Source organism: Candidatus Mycobacterium wuenschmannii (genome assembly GCF_030252325.1).
GTDB classification, from domain to species: domain Bacteria; phylum Actinomycetota; class Actinomycetes; order Mycobacteriales; family Mycobacteriaceae; genus Mycobacterium; species Mycobacterium wuenschmannii.
On record NZ_CP126981.1, the window covers coordinates 4,061,418 to 4,085,368 of the forward strand.

General features: G+C 67.6%; 18 protein-coding genes. 9 read left to right on the forward strand and 9 right to left on the reverse strand.

Going from position 1 to position 23,951, the window contains the following annotated elements; genetic code table 11:
• Window positions 1-6: 6 nt before the first annotated feature.
• On the reverse strand, window positions 7-1,383 hold the full coding sequence (locus PT015_RS19560; RefSeq protein ID WP_285186631.1) for an NADP-dependent succinic semialdehyde dehydrogenase: 1,377 nt from the start codon (window positions 1,381-1,383) through the stop codon (window positions 7-9).
• A gap of 79 nt (window positions 1,384-1,462) precedes the next feature.
• On the opposite strand from PT015_RS19560, the gene PT015_RS19565 reads away from it, so the two are divergent.
• The 3 genes from PT015_RS19565 (at window position 1,463) to PT015_RS19575 (ending at window position 5,335) form a co-directional block, all read left to right on the forward strand.
• Complete coding sequence (locus PT015_RS19565; protein WP_285186633.1) at window positions 1,463-3,112, forward strand: acetolactate synthase large subunit; 1,650 nt, start codon at window positions 1,463-1,465, stop codon at window positions 3,110-3,112.
• Between the two features lie 6 nt (window positions 3,113-3,118).
• Window positions 3,119-4,027, forward strand: a complete 909-nt coding sequence (locus PT015_RS19570) for a LysR family transcriptional regulator (protein ID WP_285186634.1) — start codon at window positions 3,119-3,121, stop codon at window positions 4,025-4,027.
• Window positions 4,028-4,165: 138 nt separating this feature from the next.
• Window positions 4,166-5,335 (forward strand): NAD-dependent formate dehydrogenase, encoded by a 1,170-nt coding sequence (locus PT015_RS19575; RefSeq protein ID WP_285186636.1) that lies wholly within the window; start codon window positions 4,166-4,168, stop codon window positions 5,333-5,335.
• Here PT015_RS19575 and PT015_RS19580 read toward each other — a convergent pair.
• Window positions 5,301-9,458 carry an alpha-(1->3)-arabinofuranosyltransferase gene (locus PT015_RS19580; RefSeq protein WP_285186638.1) on the reverse strand — a complete coding sequence of 1,386 codons (4,158 nt, stop codon included), beginning with the start codon at window positions 9,456-9,458 and terminating at the stop codon, window positions 5,301-5,303. The two genes, PT015_RS19575 and PT015_RS19580, sit on opposite strands and share 35 nt — an antisense overlap.
• Window positions 9,459-9,558: 100 nt before the next feature.
• The gene (locus PT015_RS19585; protein WP_067342410.1) at window positions 9,559-9,732 is read right to left on the reverse strand and encodes a DUF2613 domain-containing protein; all 174 of its coding nucleotides are present in this window, start codon (window positions 9,730-9,732) and stop codon (window positions 9,559-9,561) included.
• A gap of 52 nt (window positions 9,733-9,784) precedes the next feature.
• On the opposite strand from PT015_RS19585, the gene PT015_RS19590 reads away from it, so the two are divergent.
• From PT015_RS19590 to PT015_RS19600, 3 genes are all read left to right on the forward strand, one after another.
• Window positions 9,785-10,939 (forward strand): glycoside hydrolase family 3 N-terminal domain-containing protein, encoded by a 1,155-nt coding sequence (locus PT015_RS19590; RefSeq protein WP_285186640.1) that lies wholly within the window; start codon window positions 9,785-9,787, stop codon window positions 10,937-10,939.
• 61 nt (window positions 10,940-11,000) lie between these two features.
• Window positions 11,001-11,627, forward strand: coding sequence for a TetR/AcrR family transcriptional regulator (locus PT015_RS19595; RefSeq protein ID WP_285186641.1), 627 nt, complete (start codon window positions 11,001-11,003; stop codon window positions 11,625-11,627).
• A gap of 2 nt (window positions 11,628-11,629) precedes the next feature.
• Window positions 11,630-12,856, forward strand: coding sequence for a chloride channel protein (locus PT015_RS19600; protein ID WP_285186642.1), 1,227 nt, complete (start codon window positions 11,630-11,632; stop codon window positions 12,854-12,856).
• Here PT015_RS19600 and PT015_RS19605 read toward each other — a convergent pair.
• Together PT015_RS19605 and PT015_RS19610 are read right to left on the reverse strand one after the other, a co-directional pair.
• Window positions 12,853-13,668, reverse strand: a complete 816-nt coding sequence (locus PT015_RS19605) for a MaoC/PaaZ C-terminal domain-containing protein (RefSeq protein WP_285191187.1) — start codon at window positions 13,666-13,668, stop codon at window positions 12,853-12,855. The two genes, PT015_RS19600 and PT015_RS19605, sit on opposite strands and share 4 nt — an antisense overlap.
• A gap of 31 nt (window positions 13,669-13,699) precedes the next feature.
• Complete coding sequence (locus PT015_RS19610; protein ID WP_285186643.1) at window positions 13,700-15,052, reverse strand: 3-oxoacyl-ACP reductase; 1,353 nt, start codon at window positions 15,050-15,052, stop codon at window positions 13,700-13,702.
• Window positions 15,053-15,173: 121 nt separating this feature from the next.
• On the opposite strand from PT015_RS19610, the gene PT015_RS19615 reads away from it, so the two are divergent.
• Complete coding sequence (locus tag PT015_RS19615; protein WP_285186644.1) at window positions 15,174-16,520, forward strand: acetyl-CoA C-acetyltransferase; 1,347 nt, start codon at window positions 15,174-15,176, stop codon at window positions 16,518-16,520.
• A gap of 268 nt (window positions 16,521-16,788) precedes the next feature.
• On the opposite strand, the gene PT015_RS19620 is transcribed toward PT015_RS19615, so the two are convergent.
• Window positions 16,789-18,624 (reverse strand): acyl-CoA dehydrogenase, encoded by a 1,836-nt coding sequence (locus PT015_RS19620; protein WP_285186646.1) that lies wholly within the window; start codon window positions 18,622-18,624, stop codon window positions 16,789-16,791.
• 181 nt (window positions 18,625-18,805) lie between these two features.
• Here PT015_RS19620 and PT015_RS19625 point away from each other — a divergent pair, with 181 nt between their 5' ends.
• A complete protein-coding gene (locus PT015_RS19625) occupies window positions 18,806-19,828 on the forward strand; it encodes an isopenicillin N synthase family dioxygenase (protein WP_390888039.1) in 1,023 nt (340 codons plus the stop codon).
• 39 nt (window positions 19,829-19,867) lie between these two features.
• On the forward strand, window positions 19,868-20,356 hold the full coding sequence (locus PT015_RS19630) for a flavin reductase family protein (protein ID WP_285186648.1): 489 nt from the start codon (window positions 19,868-19,870) through the stop codon (window positions 20,354-20,356).
• A gap of 13 nt (window positions 20,357-20,369) precedes the next feature.
• On the opposite strand, the gene PT015_RS19635 is transcribed toward PT015_RS19630, so the two are convergent.
• From PT015_RS19635 to PT015_RS19645, 3 genes are read right to left on the reverse strand one after another with little or no spacing between them, the layout of a single operon-like run.
• Entirely contained in the window at window positions 20,370-21,119 is a 750-nt protein-coding gene (locus PT015_RS19635; protein WP_285186649.1) for a succinate dehydrogenase/fumarate reductase iron-sulfur subunit, read from the reverse strand.
• Complete coding sequence (locus PT015_RS19640) at window positions 21,119-23,032, reverse strand: fumarate reductase/succinate dehydrogenase flavoprotein subunit (RefSeq protein ID WP_285186650.1); 1,914 nt, start codon at window positions 23,030-23,032, stop codon at window positions 21,119-21,121. Before PT015_RS19640 ends, PT015_RS19635 begins: the two co-directional genes overlap by 1 nt.
• Before the next feature lie 41 nt (window positions 23,033-23,073).
• A complete protein-coding gene (locus PT015_RS19645; RefSeq protein ID WP_285186651.1) occupies window positions 23,074-23,901 on the reverse strand; it encodes a hypothetical protein in 828 nt (275 codons plus the stop codon).
• Between the last annotated feature and the right edge of the window lie 50 nt (window positions 23,902-23,951).

The window sequence follows — 23,951 nt, forward strand, 5'->3', positions numbered from 1 at the left end:
AAACCGCTAGCCGACCCAGACCGTCTTCGCGTTGCAGAACGCGCGGATGCCCAAGTCGGCCAGCTCACGCCCGTAGCCGGAACGCTTGACGCCGCCAAATCCGAGTTCGGGGTGCGACACCGTCATCCCGTTGATGAAGACCTGGCCGGCCTCGATGTCGTCGATGAAGCGCTCCTGCTCGGCCTCGTCGTTGGTCCACGCGTTGGAGCCGAGGCCGAAGGTGGTGGCGTTGGCGATCTCGATGGCCTCGTCGATGTCCGACGCGCGGTACATCGAGGCGACCGGGCCGAACACCTCTTCGGTGTAGAGCGCCATGTCCTTGGTGATCTCGGTGACCACGGTCGGCGGGTAGAACCAGCCCGGCTGATCCGGCGTCTTACCGCCGAGGCGCAGCTTCGCGCCCGCCGCAACGGCGTCGTCGACCTGCTTGGCGATCTCGTCGCGACCCGATTCGGTGGCCAGCGGGCCCACGTCGGTGTCCGGGTCGGTGGGGTCGCCGACCTTGAGGGCCTGCATCCGCTCGACGAACTTGTCGACGAAGACGTCGTAGATGTCGGTGTGCACAATGAAACGCTTTGCGGCGATACAGGACTGGCCGTTGTTCTGCACCCGCGCGGTGACCGCGGTCTTGACGGCCTCGTCGAGGTCGACCGACGGCATGACGATGAACGGGTCGCTACCCCCGAGTTCCATCACGGTCGGCTTGATCTCGTCACCACAGATGGCGGCGACGGACTGGCCGGCCGGCTCGCTGCCGGTGAGCGTGGCCGCTTTGACTCGAGGGTCGCGCAGGATGGCCTCGACCGCGCTGGACGACACCAGCAGGGTCTGGAAGGTGTTTTCGGGAAAGCCGCCGCGGGCGATCACGTCGGACAGATACAGCGCCGACTGCGGGACGTTGGACGCGTGCTTGAGCAGGCCGACGTTGCCGGCCATCAGTGCGGGTGCGGCGAACCGGACGGCCTGCCACAGTGGGAAGTTCCACGGCATGATCGCCAGCACGACTCCGAGCGGCTGCCACCGGGTGTAGGCCCGCTTCGCGCCGACCTTGGACGCCTCGGCCGGCTCGTCGGCCAGCAGCTTCTCGGCGTTCTCCGCGTAGTAGCGAAAGCCCTTGGCGCACTTGAGCGCTTCCGCTTTCGCCGACTTGAGCGTCTTGCCCATTTCCAGGGTCATCATCGCGCCGACCTCGTCGGCTTCTTTCTCGAGCAGATCCGCGGTGGCGTTTGCCCACTCTGCACGCTGGGCAAACGTGGTGTTGTGTCGGTAGTCGAGGAACGCTTCGTGAGCGCGGGTGATCGCCGCCTCGACGTCGGCATCGGTGGCTGGGGTGAAAGTTTTGACAGTCTCGCCGTTGGCCGGGTTGATGGTGGCGATGCCCACGCTGCGCTCCTTCGTTGGGAGGGTTTCTGAAAGCTTCAACACCTAGCCTGCCACTATCGTTCCGAACAAGGGAGGGCCGATGAGCAAAGCCGCCGAGCTGATAGTCAAGTGCCTGGAGAACGAGGGCGTCGAATATGTCTTCGGCCTACCGGGCGAGGAGAACATTCGCTTCGTGCAGGCGCTGGCGGCGTCGTCGAAGATCCGGTACGTCCTGACCCGCCATGAGCAGGCGGCGTCGTTCATGGCCGAGATGTACGGCAGGGTCACCGGGCGGGCCGCGGTGGTCTCCGCCACGCTGGGCCCGGGCGCGATCAACATGCAGCTCGGTGTCGCCGACGCCACTACGAACAGCACGCCACTGGTCGCGATCTCCGCGCAGGTCGGTCAGACGCGGGAATACAAGGAGTCGCACCAGTACGTCGACCTGGTGTCGATGTTCGCGCCGATCACTCGGTGGGCCGCCGACATCCCGACCGCGCAGGCGATACCGGAGATGGTGCGTAAGGCTTTCAAGCTCGCCGAGACCGAGCGGCCGGCCGCGGTGTACCTCGCGGTGCCCGAGCACATCGACGCCGACGACGACGACTATGAGCTGGGACCGTTGCCGCGCAACGTCGTTCACGCCGAGGCCCCGGCCTTCCGGCAGGTGGCGCGCGCCGTCGACATCTTGCGGCAGGCCAAGCGGCCGGTGGTGCTGGCCGGGCACGGCGCCGCTCGCGCCAACGCCACCGACGCCCTGGTCAGGTTTTCCGAGAAGTTCGACATCCCGGTGGCCAACACCTTCCACGGCAAGGGCGTCATGCCCGACGATCATCCGAACGGCATCGGCGCGCTGGGCTTCATGCGGCACGACTATGTGAACTTCGGCTTCGACAACGCCGACGTCGTGATCGCGGTTGGCTACGAATTGCAGGAGTTCGATCCGGTCCGGATCAACCCCAAGGCCGATAAGAAGATAATCCACATCCACCGGTTCCCGGCCGAGGTCGATGCGCACTACTCGGTCGACGTCGGAATCATCGGCGACATCAGCGCATCGCTCGATGCGCTTGCCGAGGCGCTTGACGATCACGTCTTCACCGCCGATCCGGAGATTCCCGGCGCCGGCCTGCTCAACGAGGAATTCACCGGTGGACAACAGGATTCGCGCTTCCCGCTGGCGCCCGCGCGGGTGGTCGCAGACACCCGTGCCGCGTTGGACCGCAGCGACGTCGTGCTGGTCGACACCGGGGCCACCAAGATGTGGATGGCTCGGCTGTATCCGACGTACGAGGCCAATACCTGTCTGATCTCGAATGGCTTGTCCACCATGAGCTTCGCGTTGCCCGGAGCGATGGGGGTGAAGCTGGCCCGCCCGGATGCCAAGGTGCTGGCGGTGGTCGGTGATGGCGCATTTCTGATGAACTCCCAGGAGATCGAAACCGCAGTCCGCGAGAAGATCCCGCTTGTGGTGCTGATCTGGGAGGACGGTGGCTACGGCCTGATCGAGTGGAAGATGGATCTCGAACTCGGCGAGCATCACTACGTGAAGTTCGGTAACCCTGACATCGTGAAGTACGCGGAAAGCTTTGGCGCCAAAGGCTATCGGATCTCCGAGGCCGACGAGCTGCTACCGACGCTGCGGACCGCGCTGGCCGACGACGGGGTGTCGCTGATCTGCTGCCCGGTCGACTACTCCGACAATCTCCGGCTGACCGACCGACTCGGCGAGCTCGACGAGACGCTGTAGCGCCTCGTGCTGATCCGGCAGCTGGAGTATTTCGTCGCACTCGCCCGGGAGCGGCATTTCGCTCACGCCGCCGCCGCGTGCCACGTCTCCCAGCCGGCGCTCTCAGAAGCGATCCGCAAGCTGGAGCACGAGCTGAAAGTGCCGCTCGTGCGGCGCGGGCAGAAGTTCGAGGGCCTGACGCCGGAGGGCGAGCGGTTGGTGCACTGGGCCCGGCGGGTGCTGGCCGACTGCGACGCGCTGAAACAGGAAGTCACCGCGCTGCAGACCGGGCTGGTCGGCGAACTCCGGTTGGGCGTCGTCCCGGCGGCCGCGACCACCGTCGCGTTGCTGACCGATCCGTTCTGCGCCGCACACCCGCTGGTGCGGGTGGCGTTGAACACCAGCCTGCAGTCCGCCGAGATCGTCGAACAGATCTGCCGGTTCGAATTGGACGCCGGCATAATCTATTTCGAGCGCCAGGACATGGCCGACCTGACTGTCACCCCGCTGTATCGCGAGCACCAGGTTCTGATCGCCGGCAACGAACTGCTCACCGCCAAGGCAGACTCGATCGGCTGGGCCGACGCGCTGCAATTGCCGCTGTGCCTGCTGACCGTGGGGATGCGGGGCCGCCGGCTGATCGACGATGCGCTGGCCGGCCAGGGTCTGGCCGTCACGCCGCAACTCGAGGCCGACTCGGTCGGCACGTTGCTGGCCCACGTCGCCACCGGGCGCTGGGCCAGCATCGTTCCGCACACCTGGGTGCACACCCTCGGCATGCCGGCGGGGGTGTCGGTTGTGCGGCTGCGCGAACCGTCCGTCGCCGCAACGTTGGCGCTGGTCACACTTACCGCCGAGCCCGGTTCCCCGGTCGCGCGTGCCTTGGTCGACACCGCGCACGGGGCGGATCTGGCCACACTGCTCGACCAGCGATAGGCCCCGCCTATCGACCGGTCGGAAATGCGTCTTGGACAGCCGCAGAGCCCGGGGACGAGACTGGAGTCGATGAGAAAAGCAGCCATCCAAAAGCGTTGATCGACAAGGCATTCGGGTGGGCGACTCGAGGAGGATGTCATGGCCAAGTGTGTGATGGTGCTATACCCGGACCCGGTCGACGGTTACCCGCCGAAGTACGCCCGTGACAGCATCCCCGAGATCCACAACTACCCCGGCGGCGACACCGTGCCGACGCCGTCGAAGATCGACTTCACTCCCGGTGCACTGCTGGGCTGCGTCTCCGGCGAACTGGGGTTGCGCAAGTTCTTCGAGGAGAACGGCCACGAACTCGTTGTCACGTCGGACAAGGACGGTCCGGATTCGGAGTTCGAGCGGGAGCTGACCGACGCCGATATCGTTATCTCCCAGCCTTTTTGGCCTGCATACCTGACCAAGGAGCGTATCGACAAGGCGCCCAAGCTGAAGTTGGCCCTGACCGCGGGCATCGGCTCCGACCACGTCGACCTCGACGCCGCGCAGCAGCACGGCATCACCGTCGCCGAGGTGACCTACAGCAACAGCATCAGCGTCGCCGAACACGCCGTCATGCAGATCCTGACCCTGGTGCGCAACTTCGTGCCGTCGCACCGCTGGGCCGCCGACGGCGGCTGGAACATCGCGGACTGCGTCGAGCGGGCCTACGACCTGGAGGGCATGGACGTCGGCGTGATCGCGGCCGGTCGGATCGGTCGCGCGGTGCTGCGCCGACTCGCCCCGTTCGACGTCAACCTGCACTACACCGACACTCACCGGCTCTCGCCCGACGTGGAGAAGGAACTCAACGTGACCTACCACCCGGACGTCGAGTCGCTGGTGCGCTCGGTCGACGTGGTGTCGGTGCACTCACCGCTGTACGCGGACACCCGTGCCATGTTCGACGAGAAGCTGATCAACTCGATGCGCCGCGGCTCCTACATCGTCAACACCGCGCGTGCGGAGGAGACTGTTCCGGAGGACATCGCGGCCGCACTGCGCAGCGGCCGGTTGGCGGGTTACGCGGGCGACGTGTGGTTCCCGCAACCGCCCCCGGCGGATCACCCGTGGCGGACCATGCCCAACAACGCGATGACCCCGCACGTGTCCGGAACCACGTTGTCCGCGCAGGCCCGCTACGCCGCGGGCACCCGCGAGATCCTGGAGTCGTTCTTCGCGGGCACGCAGATCAGGCCCGAGTACCTGATCGTGGAAGGCGGCAAGCTGGCCGGCACGGGAGCTACGTCTTACCAGAAGCAGAAACCGTCGAAGTAGCCACCGCGGCAAGGGAAATCAGTGCCAGCAGCTGCACCCAGGGGGAGTGCCCGGCGTATCCGTCGACCGATCGCCACGGATGCCGCGACAACACCGCACCGGCCAGAATCAGTCCGCCGGCGCTCGCCCACCTGGTGGCTTGGGCGAGCCGTTGCGGCCGGTCGCGCAGCGTCCACCGCAAACCCAGTGCGGCACAGACGATCACCACGCCGGCCCACCCGGCGATCAGGAAGCCGGCACCCAGCACCGGGGCGGCTGCCCAGGGCCCGGGCGTCCACGGCGAGGCCGCCGCGTCGTCGACTCGGCGGCGCGCGGGCCACCACGCCAGCAGCGCAAGCAGCGGCAGCAGCGCCAATCCGCTCGCCAGGCCCGCCCGGTAGAGCGCGTTGGGAGCAAAGGTCAGCGTGATGGTGCCCGACGCGCCGGCCGGCACGATCCAGCCCTGCTGCCATCCGTTGACCGTCAACGGTTTCAGCCGGTCGCCGGTTCCGGTGCGGGCAACCCAGCCCGGGTTGACGCTTTCCGGGACGACCAGCACACGCGCCGTCTTCGACTCTGGCGCAATCACTTCGCGGTGGGCGGGCCCCCACGCCCCGGTGCGCACCGGCGTCGCGGAGGTCGAGGGCGCGGTGTCCGGTCCGGTCAGCTCCGCGCCGTCGACGACGAACTGCGATCCCGGGCTGATCACCAACTCCTGCTGACCGGCGGGCAGCTGGATCGGTTCGCTGTCGCACGGCCGGGCGCTGACCGGGGTGCCGTCCAGCAGAGCGCCGACGTCCGTGTGCACCTCGGTGTGCACGAACCGGCCGGCGATCGCGATGATCGGGCCGTGGTCGCAGTCGACGGCTATCGCACGATCGCGGTTGCGGGACGCGTCGGCGGCGGCGATCGGCGCCCCGTCCGTGCCCAGGGCGGCGACCTCGGCCAGGCCGGGGGGCTTCAGTTGGTCGAAGCCCAGCGCGGTCCGGTCGATCACGTCTTTCCAGTCCAGCAGGCTGATCGTGACGGTGTCGGTGACTCGCGGCTGCAGCGAAAGCAGCTGCGGCCCCGACGTTCCCACTGCCCGGACCTGGGGCCCGGCGCCGAGGTCGACGGCTACCAGGGTGGGGTGCGCGGGCACCGACGACGAGCTGGGGGTGAGACGCAGTCCGGTGACCTCGGTGGCTCGCGGCAGGTTCAGCCTGAGTGTCGGAGGCGTCTTGTGCTGGGTGACGCGCTGCGGCGCTGTCCAGGCGGTGGCCGGGTCGCCGTCGGTGGCGGCGTAGGCCGCGCCGAGCACGTCGACCGAGTCGGCGTCACCATGCGCCTGGGTGGTATCCGGCTCGGCGACGAGGTCCGCGAGCTTGGGTCCCGAGCGGGCGCGCACCCAGATCGTCGGCGTCACCGAGATCGGCGCAGGCACGCTCAGGGTGCGGCTGAAGCTGGCGGGTGACTCGGCGGCCAGCGCCATCGACGGCGCGCACTGCATGTGGTTCAGGCCCATCGCACAGCCCGGCCGGCCTAGCGGCTCGGCGCCCAGATCCCATTGCGCGACAGCAGTATTGGGTGGAGGCGGCGGGACGAGCGCGGTGTGCCGGATGTTGATCGGATGGGCGTAACCCTTGGCGTCGTACTGGGTGATGGACAGGTCGGTGATCGCGAACTGGACCCCGGGCGACCCGTCGTCGGTACCGATCGCAGTGATGCGCACCCACGGGGTCTCGCCGTAGGGCAGCGCGGCGGTGACCGGTTTGCCTGCCTCGTCGAACCGCAGTGTCGTTGTGCCGGTGATGGTCTCGATCTCGACGCGGCGGACTTGGGCGCCCACCGTGGTCGCGCTGGGCGCGATGGTGATGACGCTGTTGGTCACCGGGTGGTCGAAGTCGACCTGTAGCCACTGGCCGACGGCCGACTGCAAGGCGTTGGACACCCACGCCGTCGCCGAGTCGGCGTCGATCGCCGCGGCGGGAGATGCGGCGGTCGCGACGTCCGGCAGCGCCGTCGAGTCGGACGACGAACTCGACGCCGTCAGCCGGCCACCGGTCCACGCGCCGCGGACGGTGTCGGCGCCGGGGCTCGGATAGTCCGGCACCCGGTTGAACGTGTGCCGGGCGTCGCCCTCGGCGCGGATCGCCGACGAGTGCTCGTCGACCCGGCCGTAGTCGGTCTCCCGCGCCAGCGGCGTATCCGTCACGGTCGCAACGGGAATCGGCAGGTCCGCGGCCACCGCGTCGGCGGTCAACATCGCCGGGCCCAGCGGTGGCTGCCCGGATAGCCGGCGGCGTTCGTCGAGGCGTAGCAGCGATTCCGGTCCGCCGGCCACGCGCGGCATCGCGTCGACGTCGGCAAGATACGGTCCACCGGCGGATCCGTCGACGCGGTAGACCTCTACGGCGGGGTATCGCGGGCGCAGGCCGCTGTCGGAGACGAAACCCGCCACGGGCTCCGACCCGACCGGATCACCGAACTGTGCCACCTTGCGCAGCCGCGGCGACCCCTCGACGGCCCGGTGCACCAGGATCGGACGGGCCGACCGGGACGCATCCGGGTCCAGGTCGTTACGCACGACGAGATACGAAATACCTTGCGTGGCAAGCGTATCGGCCAAGCCGGCGGACGGCGTCCCGGCGGCGAAAAGGCGCTGCACCGAATCCAGCGCGCGGATGGTCTGCGGCGGGGTCAACGGGATGGAATCGCGCACCCCCCAGGGGCTGCGGCCGAGCACCTGCAGTGGCTCGTCGTGGCTGGTGCCCCACAGTTGAGTGGCGAACGGCGCACCGGGCACGACCAGCACGCGGCCCGGCGACGGGGTGCCGGTGTTGTGCTGGTCGAGCCAGTCGGCAGTCTCGTGCCAGTACGGCGGGATTGCGGTGAAAGTCCCGGGCGGGGCGATCCGGCCCGTCCACGCCAGCGACGTACCGGCCGTCAACGCGGTCAGCACGACGATCCCGACCGCGACCCGCCTGTCGCGCTCGGGATGCGCAAACACATTCAGCCACAACGCTTTCGGCGCGCTTCCCGGTAGCGGGACCCGGCCCAGCAGCTGGGCCAACCCCAATACCACCGGGATGCGGATCAGTGACTCCAGCTTGTGCACGTTGCGAATCGGTGCGCCGCCGGCGTCCAGGAAGGCCTGAACCTGTTGCGCCACAGGCGAACCCATACCGCCGCTGTAGCCAACGCCCAGCAACACCATGCCGACCAGCAACATCGTCACCAACCGGCCACGGGCGGGCAGCCCCGACATTGCCAGGCCGGCCAGCCCGGCCGCTGCCACCAGGCAGGTGGCCAGGATCGCGACCGACCCGGTGACCAGCGGCGCTCCCGCGGTGGCGTTGGGCGCCACGAACGGGGTCCAGCTGTCGGTGCCGCGCAGCACCTCGACCACCGACGACCATTGCGTGGTCACCCCGGACGATTCGATGAAATCCAGGAACGGTGGGCTGATCCGGGCCATCAGGATCAGGGCCACCAGCCACCACGTCATGGCCAGCGCCATCGCCGGAACCAGCCACGCGGTGTAGCGCCACCAGCGGCGGTCGGGCCGGTGGCAAGCCCACCAGATCACCGCGGGCAGGCAGCCGGCCAGTGTCGCGATCGCGTTGACCGCGCCCATCAGTGCGACCGCCACCCCGGCCTGGCCCGCTAGCCGGCGCACCGAACGCCCGTCCCGCAGCGCCAGGATCGTCGGGAGCAACACCCAGGGCGCCAACATGATCGGCAGGGTCTCCGACGAGATCGACCCCAACGTGGTCAGCACCCGCGGCGACAGCGCGAAACCCGTGGCCGCAATGACGCGCGACGTCGGGCTGCCGATGCCGAGCGCCTCGGCGACCCGGAGCAAGCCCCAGAAGCCAACGGTCAGCAGCAGCGCCCACCACAGCCGCTGCGTGACCCAGCCCGGCAGCCCGAGCAGATGGCCGGCCAGAAAGAAGCTGCCGTGCGGGAAGAGGTAGCCGTAGGCCTGATTCTGCGCCTGCCCGAAGGGCAGCTCGCTGTTCCACAGATTGGTTGCACGGGCCAGAAAGCGCAGTGGGTTGGCGGTCAGGTCGAGTTTGGTGTCCGGGGAGATCCGGCCGGGCGACGAGCCGAAGCTCAGTGCCAGAGCGACCGAGGTGACCAGCCACAGCCACCGTCGCGACAACGGCTCAACCTGGATTCCGAGTCTCAGATCGCGCCGACTGTGCAGGTTATGCACAGGGTTTCGGGCTTTTCACGCTCACAACCTGCACAGTGGGCGGCAGTTAACTGCGGTTGCCGTACTCGACCCGGTTGAGCACCGACGACTGCGGGTCGCCTCCGGGGAGCGGCGGCTTGGTGTCCTGCTGGACCATCAACGTGATCCCGAAGATCGCGGCCGCGCCCAGCAGCAGGCCGACCACAACACTGGCGGCGGCGGGCGCGACGAAGCGATTCATAGCTGCCCAACCTAGCAGCATGGCGGGCCTGAGCCCATGACAGCATGGCCTGATGACTTTGCCGCGCAGCCTCGCCGTGATTGCCGCCGCCACGGTGCTGATGACGGGGTGCGGCCACCCGGCCCCCAAGCCCGCGCCGTCGACGTCCTCGCCGACGGTCCAGGCCCAACCGCCGGTGAGATCGGCCTGCGGCGACCCGACGCTGCTGCCGCCGCGGGAGAAGCTGGCCCAGCTGCTCATGGTCGGCGTCCGCGACGGCGACGACGCCACGGCCGTGGTGACGAAATACCACGTCGGTGGCATCTTCTTCGGCAGCTGGACCGACCCCAGGATCCTGGGCCCCAACCTGTCCCGGGACCTGAGCGTGAGCACGGCGCTGCCGGTCGCGGTCAGTGTCGACGAGGAGGGCGGTCGGGTGTCGCGGCTGTCCAAGCAGTTGGGGCCGGCGCCTTCGGCTCGCGAGCTGGCCAAGCACTACACCCCCGAGCAGGTCTACGGGATGGCGCTCGACCGCGGCCACCGGATGCGCGGCCTCGGTATCACCATTGATTTCGCCCCCGACACGGACGTGGTCGAGGACGACGTTGCCGACGACACCGTGATCGGCGACCGGTCGTTCGGCGCCGACCCCGCGAAGGTCGTCGAGTACGCCCGCCAGTACGCCCGCGGGCTGCGCGACGCCGAGATCCTGCCGGTGTTCAAGCACTTTCCGGGCCATGGCCACGGGTCGGGCGATTCGCACACCGGGTCGGTGATCGTCACGCCGCCGCTGGCGCAGTTGCAGGACAAAGACCTGGTGCCCTACCGAGTGCTACTGGCGGAGCCGGGCAAGCAGGGCGCGATGGTCGGCCATCTGCAGGTGCCCGGCCTCACCGGCGACGAACCCGCCAGCGTCAGCCAAAAAGCCGTACAGATGCTGCGGACCGGCTCCGGATACAACGGCCCGCACTTCGACGGCCCGATCTTCAGCGACGACCTTTCCAGCATGGCCGCCATCAAGGACCACTACACCGTGCCCGAAGCGGTCCTGCGCACCTTGCAGTCCGGTACCGACGTGGCGCTGTGGATCACCACCGACGAGGTGCCCGCGGTTCTGGACCGACTGCAGAAGGCCTTGGACGCCAAGGAATTGAAGATGTCCGACGTCGACGACTCCGTCCGGCGCATCGAGAAGTTCAAAGGCCACAAGGCCGACTGCGGGCCGTAATTCGGCGGCGCGACCCCGGATTGCTTACTCTGAACGGGCGCGTTGGCGAGAAGGGGACAGCATGGCCGGTGGTACCAAGCGGTTGCCGCGTGCTGTCCGGGAGCAGCAGATGCTCGACGCCGCGGTCGAAATGTTCTCCATCAACGGCTATCACGACACCTCGATGGACGTCATCGCCGCCAAGGCCGAGATCTCCAAGCCGATGCTCTATCTCTACTACGGCTCCAAAGAAGAGCTGTTCGGCGCGTGCCTGGACCGCGAGCTGGCGCGGTTCATCGACGGCGTGCGCGAGGACATCGACCTCGACCAGAGCCCGCGAGACCTGTTGCACAACACAATCGTGGCGTTCATGCGCTACATCGACGCCAACCGCGCGTCGTGGATCGTGATGTACGCGCAGGCGACCAACTCCCAGGCCTTTGCGCACACCGTGCGCGAGGGCCGCGAACGCATCATCACGCTGGTGGTCCGGGTGCTGCAGGCCGGGACGCGAAACCCGGAGCCGGACACCGACTTCGAAATGGTCGCCGCCGCGTTGGTGGGCGCGGGTGAGGCGATCGCGACGCGACTCAGCACCGGTGACACCGACGTCGACGGCGCGGCCGAGGTGATGATCAACCTGTTCTGGCGCGGCCTCAAGGGCAAGCCGAGCGACAAGGACGCCGAGCCCGTCGCCGAATCCGACTAGTCGTGACGCGCAGCCGCAACGCTGACTTCTACTGTGCGGTGGTGATTGTCGGGCTGTTGGCCGGCTGCGCCGGTTTAGCGACGACGTTCCTATTGCGCTCGATCGAGCACCTCACCTACCACTACACGTTCGGATCGCTGCTGGAGGGCGTCACGGCGAGCAGCCCCGTCCGCCAGGCTGTCGGCCCGACGATCGGCGGCGCGCTCGCCGGGTTGGGCTGGTGGATCCTGCGGTCCCGGACCGAGGTGGCCCCGCTGGCGGCGGCGGTGGCGCATCGCGATCGGATTCGGTTGCTGCCCTTTACTTTCGATGCCGCTCTGCAGGTGCTGGTCGTCGGCTCCGGTGCGTCGCTGGGTCGGGAGGTCGCCCCTCGTCAATTCGCCGTGGCGCTGAGCAACCTGGTCATCGGCTGGGTCAAACGACTCTCCGAACGTGACCGCGAAATACTGCTGGCATGCGCGGCGGGCGCGGGACTGGGGGCGGTCTATGCGGTGCCGCTCGGGGGCGCGGTGTTCACCCTGCGAATCATGTTGAAGACGTGGCGTCCTCGCGCGATAGGCGCCGCGCTGATCACCTCGAGCCTGGCTGTGTCGGTGTCGTCGTTCATCACTCACGATCAGCCGAACCTGCACTGGCCCGATCCCGATGTGTCCTACCGGCTGATCGGCTACGCGCTGGCACTGGCGCCGCTGTCGCTGTTGGTCGGGTTGCTGTTCAACCGGCTCATGGGCTGGGCCGGGCAGCGCGACGTGCCCAAGTCGTGGCTGCTGATCCCCGGTATCGCCGCCGCCGGACTGCTGGTGGGGGTGTGCTCCCACTGGTGGCCCGAGCTACCCGGCAACGGCCGATCGATCCTCAACGTCATCCTGGCCGGCGGCATGACCCTGAACACCGCGGCGATCGTGCTGGTACTCAAACTCGTTGTGACAGCTGCGTTTCTGCGGGTCGGCGCGCGGGGCGGGCTGTTCACCCCGGCGCTGGCGACCGGTGCGGCTGCCGGGACACTGTTCGTGCTGACGATCAACGCGATCGCCGGGACGCACTACGGCGTGCCGGCGGTCGCGCTGGCCGGTTCGGCCGGGGTGCTGGCCATCACCCAGAACGCGCCGCTGTGGGCGGCGATCTTCGTCTGGGAACTGGCCAGACCCCCGTTATGGCTGCTGCTCGTCTTCCTGGTGGCCGCGCTCAGCACCTACGGACTACGGAAGATGTTGTTGCGCAACGGCTAGAGCGCCCGCAGCGTCCCGGTCAAGTGTGGGTAGCCCTTGGCGAGGTTGCGCAGGCTGAGGTCCCAGCCGTCGGGGCCGTGGTCGACGTAGAGGCCGGCGCTGGCCGGCAGTAACACCGGCTTGCCGAACCGCACCGAGTACGTCACCGCGTCGGGCAGGGCGGCCTCCAGGTTGGCCAGTACCGCTGCCGCGCTGAACATTCCGTGCGCAATCGCGGTGGGAAAGCCGAACAGCTTCGCGCCGACCGAGCTGGTGTGGATCGGATTGTGGTCGCCACCGACCGCGGCGTACCGCCGGATCTGCCCGGGGCTGATGCGCAGAATCGCGTTGGGCGGCGGCAACTTCGGCTGCTTCTGCGGCGGCTGCTTGGGCTCGCCGGACAGGCTGGTGCGCTGCTGGTGCAGGAAGGTGGTGACCTGATGCCAGGCCACCTCGTTACCCACGCTGATATCGGTGAGTATGTCGACCAGCAGGCCTTTGCGGTGTTCGCGCAGGTTCTCCGCGTGCACCGCGATGTTCACCGTGTCCGTCGTGCGGATCGGCCGGTACTGGGTGATCTCGTTCTCGATGTGCACGGAACCCATTGCGGCGAACGGGAAGTCGAACCCGGACACCAGCGACATCACGGCGGGAAAGGCCAGCGCGAACGGGTAGGTCAGTGGCACCGCGTCGGCGTAACGAAGGCCGGTGACCTCCGCGTACTCGGCGACGTTGGCGCGGTCGATCGGGAGTTCGTCGACGCTGACCGTCCGGCCGGGCAACTGACTGCCGCGGGGCACGAACGGCAGCGCACCCGCCGCCGCCCGCAGCATGTTCCTCAAGCCGCTTGGCTGCTCAGCCACGTCAGGCCCCCAACATGGCTTGGCCGCACACGCGAATCGTGTTGCCGGTCACGGCGTTCGAGGCGGGGCTGGCGAAGTAGGCGATGGCCTCGGCCACGTCGACCGGCTGGCCGCCCTGATACAGCGAGTTCAGCCGACGGCCCACCTCGCGGGTGGCCAGCGGGATCGCCTCGGTCATCTTGGTCTCGATGAAGCCGGGGGCGATCGCGTTGATCGTCACGCCGTGCTCGGCCAGCTTCGGGGCCAGCGCCTCGGTGAGCCCGATCATGCCGGCTTTGGTGGTGGCGTAGTTGGTCTGCCCGCGGTTGCCCGCGATGCCCGCCATCGACGACAGCCCGATCACGCGGCCGCCTTCCCCGATGCTGCCGTTGTCGACCAGGCCTTCGGTAAGGCGGTGCGGCGCAAGCAGGTTGACGGCGAGCACCGAGTTCCAACGCGAGTCGTCCATGTTCGCCAGCAGCTTGTCGCGGGTGATGCCGGCGTTGTTGACCAGGATGTCCGCGTGGCCGTTGTAGTGGTCGCGCAGATGCTCGGTGATCTTCTCGACCGCGTCGGGGGCGGTGACGTCGAGCGCCAGCGCCGTGCCGCCGATCCGGCTCGCGGTCTCGGTCAGCGCGTCGGTGGCGGACTCGACGTCGATCGCCACCACCCGGGCTCCGTCACGCGCGAACACCTCGGCGATGGTCGCGCCGATGCCGCGCGCTGCACCGGTCACGATGCCGACCTTGCCGTCGAGCGGGCGGTCCCAGTCCTTGACCGGCGTCGAGTCGGCCGGCCCGACGCGGAACACCTGCCCGTCCACGTAGGCCGACTTGGCCGATAGCAGGAATCGCAGGGTGGACTCGATGCCGGTCGCGGCGGGCTTCGCGTCGGGGGACAGGTAGACCAGCGACACGGTCGCACCGCGCTGCAATTCCTTACCGAGCGACCGGGTGAAGCCCTCCAGCGAACGCTGCGCGATCCACTCGTCGGCGCTCTCGGCGTCCTCGGGGGTGGTGCCGATGACGACGACGCGGCCCGAGTGGCCCAGGTTGCGCAGCAGCGGCGTGAAGAACTCGTGCAGGGCGGTCAACTGGGTCGGGTTGGTGATCCCGGTGGCGTCGAACACCAGCCCACCGAACGAATCCGCCCACCGGCCGCCGAGGTTGGCGCCCACCACGTCGTAGTCGGCTTCCAGTGCGGCACGCAGTGGCTCGACGACGCGGCCCTCGCCGCCGATCAGCAACGACCCGGCCAGCGGCTGCTCACCTGCCCGATACCGCCGCAGCTTCTCGGGCTGCGGGACGCCAAGTTGCTTGGCGAGAAACGCACCGGGCCCGGAGTTGACGACTTGGGAGAATAGATCGGGTGCCACTGGGTTGCCTTCCATGCTGTCGGGTATCTGTACGGTAGTCGAGAGCTAACTTACTCCAGAGTAAGAACAGTGGGTAGTATGGCTCCCAACACCGGATAACCATCAATTGACGGAGATAAGCGTGCCCTCTCAAAGCACCTCAGCCGACAGCACCTCGGCAAGTTCCCAGGCGACTGCCGCCAAGCGACGGGTCGCGGTCCTGGGTGGCAACCGGATCCCGTTCGCGCGGTCGGACCGGGCCTACGCCCAGGCGTCCAACCAGGACATGTTCACCGCGGCCCTCGGCGGTCTGGTCGACCGGTTCAACCTGTCCGGCGAGCGCCTCGGCGCGGTCATCGGCGGCGCCGTGCTCAAGCACAGCCGCGACTTCAACCTGGTACGTGAGTCAGTCCTCGGCTCCGCGCTGTCGTCCTATACGCCGGCGTTCGATCTGCAGCAGGCCTGTGGGACCGGTCTGCAGGCGGCGATCGCGGCCGCCGACGGCATCGCCTCCGGGCGGTATGAAGTGGCGGCGGCAGGAGGCGTCGATACCACCTCCGACGCCCCGATCGCCCTGGGCAACAACCTGCGGCACACCCTGCTCGGGTTGCGGCGCGCCAAGTCGAACGTCGACCGGTTGAAGCTCGTCGGCAAGCTGCCCGCCAGCCTCGGCGTGGAGATTCCGGTGAACAGCGAGCCGCGCACCGGCATGTCGATGGGTGAGCATGCCGCCGTCACCGCAAAGCAGATGGGCGTCAAGCGGGTGGACCAGGACGCGCTGGCTGCGGCGAGCCACCAGAAAATGGCGGCGGCGTACGACCGGGGCTTCTTCGACGACCTGATCACCCCGTTCCTGGGCCTGTACCGCGACGACAACCTGCGACCGGACTCGTCGGCGGAGAAGCTGGCCAAGCTCAAGCCGGTGTTCGGGGTGAAGGCCGGCGACGCGACCATGACCGCGGGCAATTCGACGCCATTGACCGACGGCGCCTCGGTGGCGTTGCTGTCCACGGACGAGTGGGCCACCGAGCACGGGCACCAGCCGCTGGCCTACCTCGTCGACGCCGAGACCGCGGCGGTGGACTACGTCAACGGCGCCGACGGCCTGCTGATGGCCCCGACGTATGCGGTGCCGCGGCTGCTCGCCCGCAACGGGCTCACCCTGCAGGACTTCGACTTCTACGAGATCCACGAGGCCTTCGCGTCCGTCGTGCTGGCGACGCTGGCGGCGTGGGAGTCCGAGGAGTACTGCAAGGAGCGCCTCGGCCTCGATGCCGCCCTCGGGTCCATCGACCGGTCCAAGCTGAACGTGAACGGCTCGTCGCTGGCGGCCGGGCACCCGTTCGCGGCCACCGGCGGCCGGATTCTGGCGCAGCTGGCCAAGCAACTGCACGAGGCGAAGGCCGCCAACGGCGGTAAGCCGGTACGTGGGTTGATCTCGATCTGCGCGGCCGGCGGGCAAGGCGTCGCCGCCATTCTCGAGGCCTGATAGGCGCGGCTCCGGCCGCGTTTAACACCGTTAACTCAAGGGTAGCCATCGACTCGGATAGCTCCGTGTTGTCGTCCGACCCCCGACCCGATGGCAGCGCGGGGCGTCCCCCGATCGGTGCATTGCCTGCGCGCAGGAGTCAGGCCGATACCGGGGCCGCCACGGAATGAGGGGATCCCGCGGCGGCCCCTTTCGTGTATCGAATCCGGTAAAGCAAAACCCCCCGTCTCCAATCGGAGAGCGGGGGGTTTCGCCGTTTAACTCAGACTCAGAACGCGGCCTCGTCGAGCTCCATGACCTCGTTGTCGAGTGTGTCCAGCACGGTGCGGGTGCTGGTCAGCAGCGGCAGGAAGTTCTTCGCAAAGAACGACGCCACGGCGATCTTGCCCTCGTAGTACGAACGGTCGGAGTCGCTGCAACCGGCGTCCAGCGCTTCCAGGGCTACCGCGGCCTGACGCTGCAGCAGCCAGCCGAGCACCAGGTCGCCGACGCTCATCAGGAAGCGCACGGAACCCAGGCCGACCTTGTAGATGCTCGAGATGTCATCCTGAGCGGCCATCAGGTAGCCGGTCAGCGTCGCGGCCATCGCCTGGACGTCGGCCAGCGCGGTGGACAGCAGCGCCCGCTCGGCCTTCAGGCGGCCGTTGCCGGACTCGTTCTTGATGAACTCCTCGATCTGCCCGGACACGTGGGCCAGCGCAACACCCTTGTCGCGGACGATCTTCCGGAAGAAGAAGTCCTGCGCCTGGATGGCCGTGGTGCCCTCGTAGAGCGAGTCGATCTTGGCGTCACGGATGTACTGCTCGATCGGGTAGTCCTGCAGGAAGCCGGACCCACCGAAGGTCTGCAGGCTCTCGGTGAGCTTGGCGTATGCCTGCTCGGAGCCGACGCCCTTGACGATCGGGAGCATCAGGTCGTTGACCTTGACCGCCAGGTCGGCGTCCACGCCGTGCAGCGCCTTGGCCACGGCCGCGTCCTGGTAGGTCGCGGTGTAGAGGTACAGCGCACGCAGACCCTCGGCGTAGGCCTTCTGGGTCATCAGGCTGCGACGCACGTCCGGGTGGTGGGTGATGGTCACCCGCGGAGCGGTCTTGTCGGTCATCTGGGTGAGGTCGGCACCCTGCACGCGCTCCTTGGCGTACGCCAGCGCGTTCAGGTAACCGGTCGACAGCGTCGCGATGGCCTTGGTGCCGACCAGCATGCGCGCGTTCTCGATGACCTCGAACATCTGCGCAATACCGTTGTGCACCTCGCCGACGAGCCAGCCCTTGGCCGGTACGTCGTGCTGGCCGAAGGTGAGCTCACAGGTCGCGGAGACCTTGAGGCCCATCTTGTGCTCGACGTTGGTGACGAAGACGCCGTTGCGCTCGCCCAGCTCGCCGGTCTCGAAGTCGAAGTGGAACTTCGGCACGAAGAACAGCGACAGGCCCTTGGTGCCGGGGCCGGCGCCCTCGGGGCGGGCCAGCACCAGGTGGAAGATGTTCTCGAACATGTCGTCGGAGTCACCCGAGGTGATGAAGCGCTTCACCCCGTCGATGTGCCACGAGCCGTCGTCCTGCTGGATGGCCTTGGTGCGGCCGGCGCCGACGTCCGAACCGGCGTCCGGCTCGGTGAGCACCATGGTGGAGCCCCAGCCGCGCTCGGCGGCGATGACGGCCCACTTCTTCTGCTCTTCGGTGGCCAGGTTGTAGAAGATCTGCGCGAATCCCGCACCGCCGGCGTACATCCAGACGGCGGGGTTGGCGCCGAGCAGGTGCTCGTGCAGCGCCCACAGCATGGCCTTGGGCATCGGCATGCCGCCGAGCTCCTCGTCCAGGCCGACCTTGTCCCAACCACCTTCGATGACGGCGGCCACCGATGCCTTGAAGCTGTCGGGCAGCGTCACGGTGTGCGTCTCGGGGTCGAAGACCGGCGGGTTGCGGTCCCCCTCGACGAAGGAGTCGGCGACAGGCCCTTCGGCCAGTCGGCTCATCTCCGTCAGCATTTCGCGGGCGGTGTCGGCGTCCAGGTCGCTGTAGTCGCCTTCGCCGAACACCTTGTCAACGCCAAGAACCTCGAACAGGTTGAACGCCTGATCGCGGACGTTGCTCTTATAGTGGCTCACTGGTTCCTCCTCGATGAGAACGCCACTTCAGGTTGGGTACTTGGGCTAAGTTACCCACCAGTAACACGGCTAAGTTATACCGATCGGTAACCCCGCGCAAGCGACTGTGAGCTAAATTTCAACCAACCAGTTGGCCTCTCGCTGACCCGGACGGTGGCATAGCCGCTCACCTGCGACGATGATGGACGACGTGGCAACTGTGTCAAGCGTCACCGCGCTACCGGAAGTGGACCTGCGCCACCCCGACGACCAACTGAGGACCCGGCTGCGGGAGGTGGCACACGAGGTCGGATTCTTCTATTTGACCGGCCACCAGGTGCCCGAGGCGCTGACCCGCCGGGTGCTGGCGGCGGCGCGGAGACTGTTCGCGCTGCCACAGGCCGACAAAGACGCCATCGCCATGATCCGCAGCCCGCACTTCCGCGGCTACACCCGGCTCGGCGGTGAATTGACCCGCGGCGCAGTGGATTGGCGCGAACAAATCGACATCGGCCCGGAGCGTGACCCGGTGGGCGGCCCGGGCAGACCCGACTACCTGTGGCTGCAGGGGCCCAATCAGTGGCCCGCCGGCCTGCCCGAGTTGCCGGGTGTCATCGCCGAGTGGGATGCCGCGCTGGCGGCGGTGTCGCGCGACCTGTTGCGGCACTGGGCGGTGGCGCTGGGCAGCCCGGCGGATGTCTTCGCCGCCGCGTTCGACACCGCGCCGGCGACGTTGATCAAAGTCGTGCGCTACCCGGCGACTGCGTCGACCGCGCAGGGCGTCGGCGCGCATCGCGACTCCGGCGTGCTCACGCTGCTGCTGACCGAGCCGGGTAGCCAAGGCCTGCAGGTGCGGGGGCGTGACGGCAGCTGGATCGACGCGCCGGGCCGCGAGGGTGTGTTCGTCGTCAACATCGGCGAGCTGCTGGAGTTGGCCAGCGGCGGCTACCTGCGTGCGACCGAGCACCGGGTGAACCTGCGACACACGGCGGATCGGATCTCGGTGCCGTACTTCTTCAATCCACGACTCGACGCGCGGATCCCGGTGCTGTCGCTGCCGGCCGAGTTGGCACGGCGGGCGGTTCCGCGCGCCGACCCGTCTGACCCGATCCATTCGGTCTACGGCCGTAACGCGTGGAAGAGCAGGCTACGGGCTCATCCGGACGTCGCGGCGGCACACGGCTACGTGACGGGTAGCGGGAGAGTTGTAACGCCCGACGGGTAGGGTCGGGGCGGTAAATCCCGTCGACGCGAGTGAAGCCCGGTGAACACACCAGACAAGCTGACGCCCACCTCCCTGCGCGAGGCCTTCGGTCATTTCCCATCCGGCATCATCGCGATCGCCGCCGAGGTCGACGGCGTCCGGGAAGGGCTCGCGGCGAGCACGTTCGTCCCGGTTTCCCTGGAGCCGCCGCTGGTGTCGTTCTGCGTGCAGAACACCTCGACGACGTGGCCGAAGCTCAAAGACGTTCGCGCACTGGGGATCAGCGTGCTCGGTGAGTCGCATGACGGCGCCGCCCGCGCGTTGGCCGCCAAGACCGGGGATCGCTTCGCCGACCTCAAGACGGAGTCCTACAGCAGCGGTGCCGTGTTCATCCACGGCACCAGCCTCTGGATGGAGACGGCCATCGAGCAACTGGTGCCGGCCGGCGATCACACCATCGTGGTGTTGCGCGTGAACGACGTGCGGGTCGACCCGGAGATCGCGCCGATCGTGTTCCACCGCAGCGTGTTTCGCCGCCTCGGCGTATAAAGCCAGCCGCTGGTCAGCGGCGGAAGAGCTTGTTCCCCAGCCACACGACCGGGTCGTACTTACGGTCGGCGACGCGTTCCTTCATCGGGATCAGCGCGTTGTCGGTGATGTGGATGCCTTCGGGGCAGACCTCGGTGCAGCACTTGGTGATGTTGCAGTAGCCGAGGCCGTGCTCTTCCTGCGCCTGGTCGCGACGGTCCTGGGTGTCGAGAGGGTGCATCTCCAACTCGGCGATCCGCATCAGGAAACGTGGGCCCGCGAAGTTTTCCTTGTTCTCTTCGTGGTCGCGGATGACGTGGCAGACGTTGTTGCACAGGAAGCATTCGATGCACTTGCGGAATTCCTGCGACCGCTCGACATCCTCCTGCTGCATCCGGTACTCGCCGGGCTGCAGGTCCTTCGGCGGCGCGAAAGACGGGATTTCGCGCGCCTTTTCGTAGTTGAAGGACACGTCGGTCACCAGGTCGCGGATCACCGGGAACGTCCGGATCGGCGTCACGGTCACGACCTCGTCCTCGGCGAACGTCGACATCCGCGTCATGCACATCAGCCGCGGCTTGCCGTTGACCTCGGCCGAGCACGAGCCACACTTGCCGGCCTTACAGTTCCACCGCACCGCCAGATCCGGCGTCTGGGTCTGCTGCAGGCGGTGGATGATGTCGAGCACCACCTCGCCCTCGTTGACCTCGACGGTGAAGTCCTCCAGGGCGCCGCCCTCGTCGTCGCCGCGCCAAACCCGCAGGGTTGCGTCGTAGCTAGTCATCAGCCTCTCCGTCCTGGGTGGTCGGCCAGCTCTTCGTCGGTGAAGTACTTCTCCAACTCGGCGATCTCGAACGCTTCGAGCAGATCGGACCGCATCGGGATCTGGTCTTTGTGCGTGACCGTGACGTCCGGAACGATCGGGTCGTCACCCGAGGCGCTGCAGACCAGCAGCACCTTGCGCCAGGTCGGGTCCATGCCCGGGTGGTCGTCGCGGGTGTGGCCGCCGCGGCTTTCGGTGCGCTCCAGCGCGGCCTTCGCGACGCACTCGCTGACCAGCAGCAGGTTGCGCAGGTCCAGCGCCAGGTTCCAGCCGGGGTTGTACTCGCGGCCGCCGTCGACGTGGAGGTGCTTGAACCGTTCGCGGAGCTGGTCGAGGCGACCGAGAGCCTCGGAGATCTCTTCGGACTTGCGGATGATGCCGACCAGCTCGTTCATCGACTGCTGGAGCTCGAGTTGCAGCGTGTAGGGATTCTCCGCCTTGCCGTCCTTCGGGCTGTCGAACGGGGCCAGCGCCCGCTTGGCGGCCGTCTCGACCGCGTCCTCGGCGACCTTCGGCCGGTCGCTCAGCGCCCGCACGTAGTCCGCGGCACCCAGGCCGGCGCGACGGCCGAAGACCAGCAGGTCGCTCAGCGAGTTACCGCCCAGCCGGTTCGAGCCGTGCATTCCGCCGGAGCATTCGCCCGCGGCGAACAGCCCCGGAACCGTGGCGGCACCGCTGTCGGCGTCGACCTCGACCCCGCCCATCACGTAGTGGCAGGTGGGCCCGACTTCCATCGGCTCGGCGGTGATGTCGACCCCCGCCAGTTCCTTGAACTGGTGGTACATCGACGGCAGCCGCTTCTTGATCTGCTCGGGCGTCAGCCGCGAGGCGATGTCGAGGTAGACGCCGCCGTGCGGGGTGCCGCGGCCGGCCTTGACCTCGGAGTTGATCGCGCGGGCGACCTCGTCGCGGGGTAGCAGGTCGGGGGTGCGACGCGCCGAGTCGTTGTCCTTGAGCCACTGATCCGCCTCGTCCTCGGACTCCGCGTACTGGCCTTTGAACACGCCGGGGATGTAGTCGAACATGAAGCGCTTGCCGTCGGAGTTCTTGAGCACCCCGCCGTCGCCGCGCACACCCTCGGTGACCAGGATGCCCTTGACGCTGGGCGGCCAGACCATGCCGGTCGGGTGGAACTGGATGAATTCCATGTTGATCAGGGTGGCGCCGGCGCGCAGCGCGAGCGCGTGACCGTCGCCGGTGTACTCCCACGAGTTCGAGGTCACCTTGAACGACTTGCCGATGCCGCCGGTGGCCAGCACGACCGCCGGCGCCTCGAAGAGGATGAACTTGCCGGTCTCGCGCACGTAGCCGAAGGCGCCGGAGATTGCGTCGCCGTCCTTAATCAGCTCGGTGATCGTGGTCTCGGCGAACACCCGGATCCGGGCTTCGTAGTCGCCGAGCTCGGCGTGGTCTTCCTGCTGCAGCGAGACGATCTTCTGCTGCATGGTGCGGATCAGCTCCAGGCCGGTGCGGTCACCGACGTGCGCCAGCCGCGGGTAGGTGTGCCCACCGAAGTTGCGCTGGCTGATCTTGCCGTCCTTGAGCCGGTCGAACAGCGCGCCGTATGTCTCCAGCTCCCACACCCGGTCGGGGGCTTCCTTGGCGTGCAGCTCGGCCATCCGCCAGTTGTTCAGGAACTTGCCACCGCGCATGGTGTCGCCGAAGTGGGTCTTCCAGTTGTCCTTGGGGTTGGTGTTGCCCATCGCCGCCGCGCAGCCACCCTCGGCCATCACCGTGTGAGCCTTACCGAACAGCGACTTGGACACCACGGCCACCTTCAGGCCGCGTTCCCGCGCCTCGATGACCGCGCGCAGACCCGCGCCACCGGCACCGATGACAACCACGTCGTAGGAGTGCCGTTCGACCTCAGTCATGGAACCTCGCTCAACTCTCTAGAAATCCGTGAAAGGGCTTCTCAGCCAACAAACCTCAGGTCGGTGATGGTGCCGCTGGCGACCAGCGCGACGTAGGCGTCGGTCAGCATCAGGGTGCCCAGCGTGATCCACGCGTACATCTTGTGGCGGGTGTTCAGCCTGCTGACCTGAGTCCAGATCCAGTACCGCACAGGATGTTTGGAGAAGTGCTTCAGCCGTCCGCCGGTGACGTGCCGGCAGGAGTGGCAGGACAGCGTGTAGGTCCACAGCATGATCACGTTGCCGAGCAGGATGATGTTGCCCAGGCCGAAACCGAACCCGCCGGGTCCGTGGTCGGAGTGGAAAGCGGCGATCGCGTCGTAGGTGTTGATGATCGAGATCAGGCCGGCGATGTAGAAGAAGTACCGGTGGGTGTTCTGAATGATCAGCGGGAACTTCGTCTCACCGCTGTAGTGCACGCGGGGCTCGGCGACCGCGCAAGCGGACGGCGACTGCCACACCGTGCGGTAGTAGGCGCCGCGGTAGTAGTAGCAGGTGAGCCGGAAGAGCAAGAGGAACGGCAGGGTCAGTGCCGCGTACGGGACGAACCACCAGTCCGGCAGGATCTGCGGCCAGAACTCGCTGGCCTCGCCGCACGCCTTCGCCATGCACGGCGAGTAGAACGGCGTCAGGTAGTGGTACTGCGGAACGTAGAAATAGGCCTTCTGCAAACCACGGGCCGTCGCATAAATGAGGAATGCGGCGAATCCCAAGTCAATTCGCAGTGGCGACAACCACCACCGGTCGGTGCGAAGCGTTCGCTGATCGATGTGTGCGCGCGTGGGTGAAAAGACGCCGGACGCACGGTGGTTCGCCGTAGGTGCGCTCATCAAATGTTCCTCTTCGAACGGGCTGTTCGTCGAAGAGTACCCACGCACAC

Bases quoted from the DNA above. Each gene is read 5' to 3' on its own strand.
- PT015_RS19565 (WP_285186633.1), top strand. From the start codon at position 1,463: ATGAGCAAAGCCGCCGAGCTGATAGTCAAGTGCCTGGAGAACGAGGGC.
- PT015_RS19575 (WP_285186636.1), top strand. From the start codon at position 4,166: ATGGCCAAGTGTGTGATGGTGCTATACCCGGACCCGGTCGACGGTTAC.
- PT015_RS19585 (WP_067342410.1), bottom strand. From the start codon at position 9,732: ATGAATCGCTTCGTCGCGCCCGCCGCCGCCAGTGTTGTGGTCGGCCTG.
- PT015_RS19590 (WP_285186640.1), top strand. From the start codon at position 9,785: ATGACTTTGCCGCGCAGCCTCGCCGTGATTGCCGCCGCCACGGTGCTG.
- PT015_RS19595 (WP_285186641.1), top strand. From the start codon at position 11,001: ATGGCCGGTGGTACCAAGCGGTTGCCGCGTGCTGTCCGGGAGCAGCAG.
- PT015_RS19605 (WP_285191187.1), bottom strand. From the start codon at position 13,668: ATGCTGCGGGCGGCGGCGGGTGCGCTGCCGTTCGTGCCCCGCGGCAGT.
- PT015_RS19625 (WP_390888039.1), top strand. From the start codon at position 18,806: ATGGACGACGTGGCAACTGTGTCAAGCGTCACCGCGCTACCGGAAGTG.
- PT015_RS19635 (WP_285186649.1), bottom strand. From the start codon at position 21,119: ATGACTAGCTACGACGCAACCCTGCGGGTTTGGCGCGGCGACGACGAG.
- PT015_RS19640 (WP_285186650.1), bottom strand. From the start codon at position 23,032: ATGACTGAGGTCGAACGGCACTCCTACGACGTGGTTGTCATCGGTGCC.
- PT015_RS19645 (WP_285186651.1), bottom strand. From the start codon at position 23,901: ATGAGCGCACCTACGGCGAACCACCGTGCGTCCGGCGTCTTTTCACCC.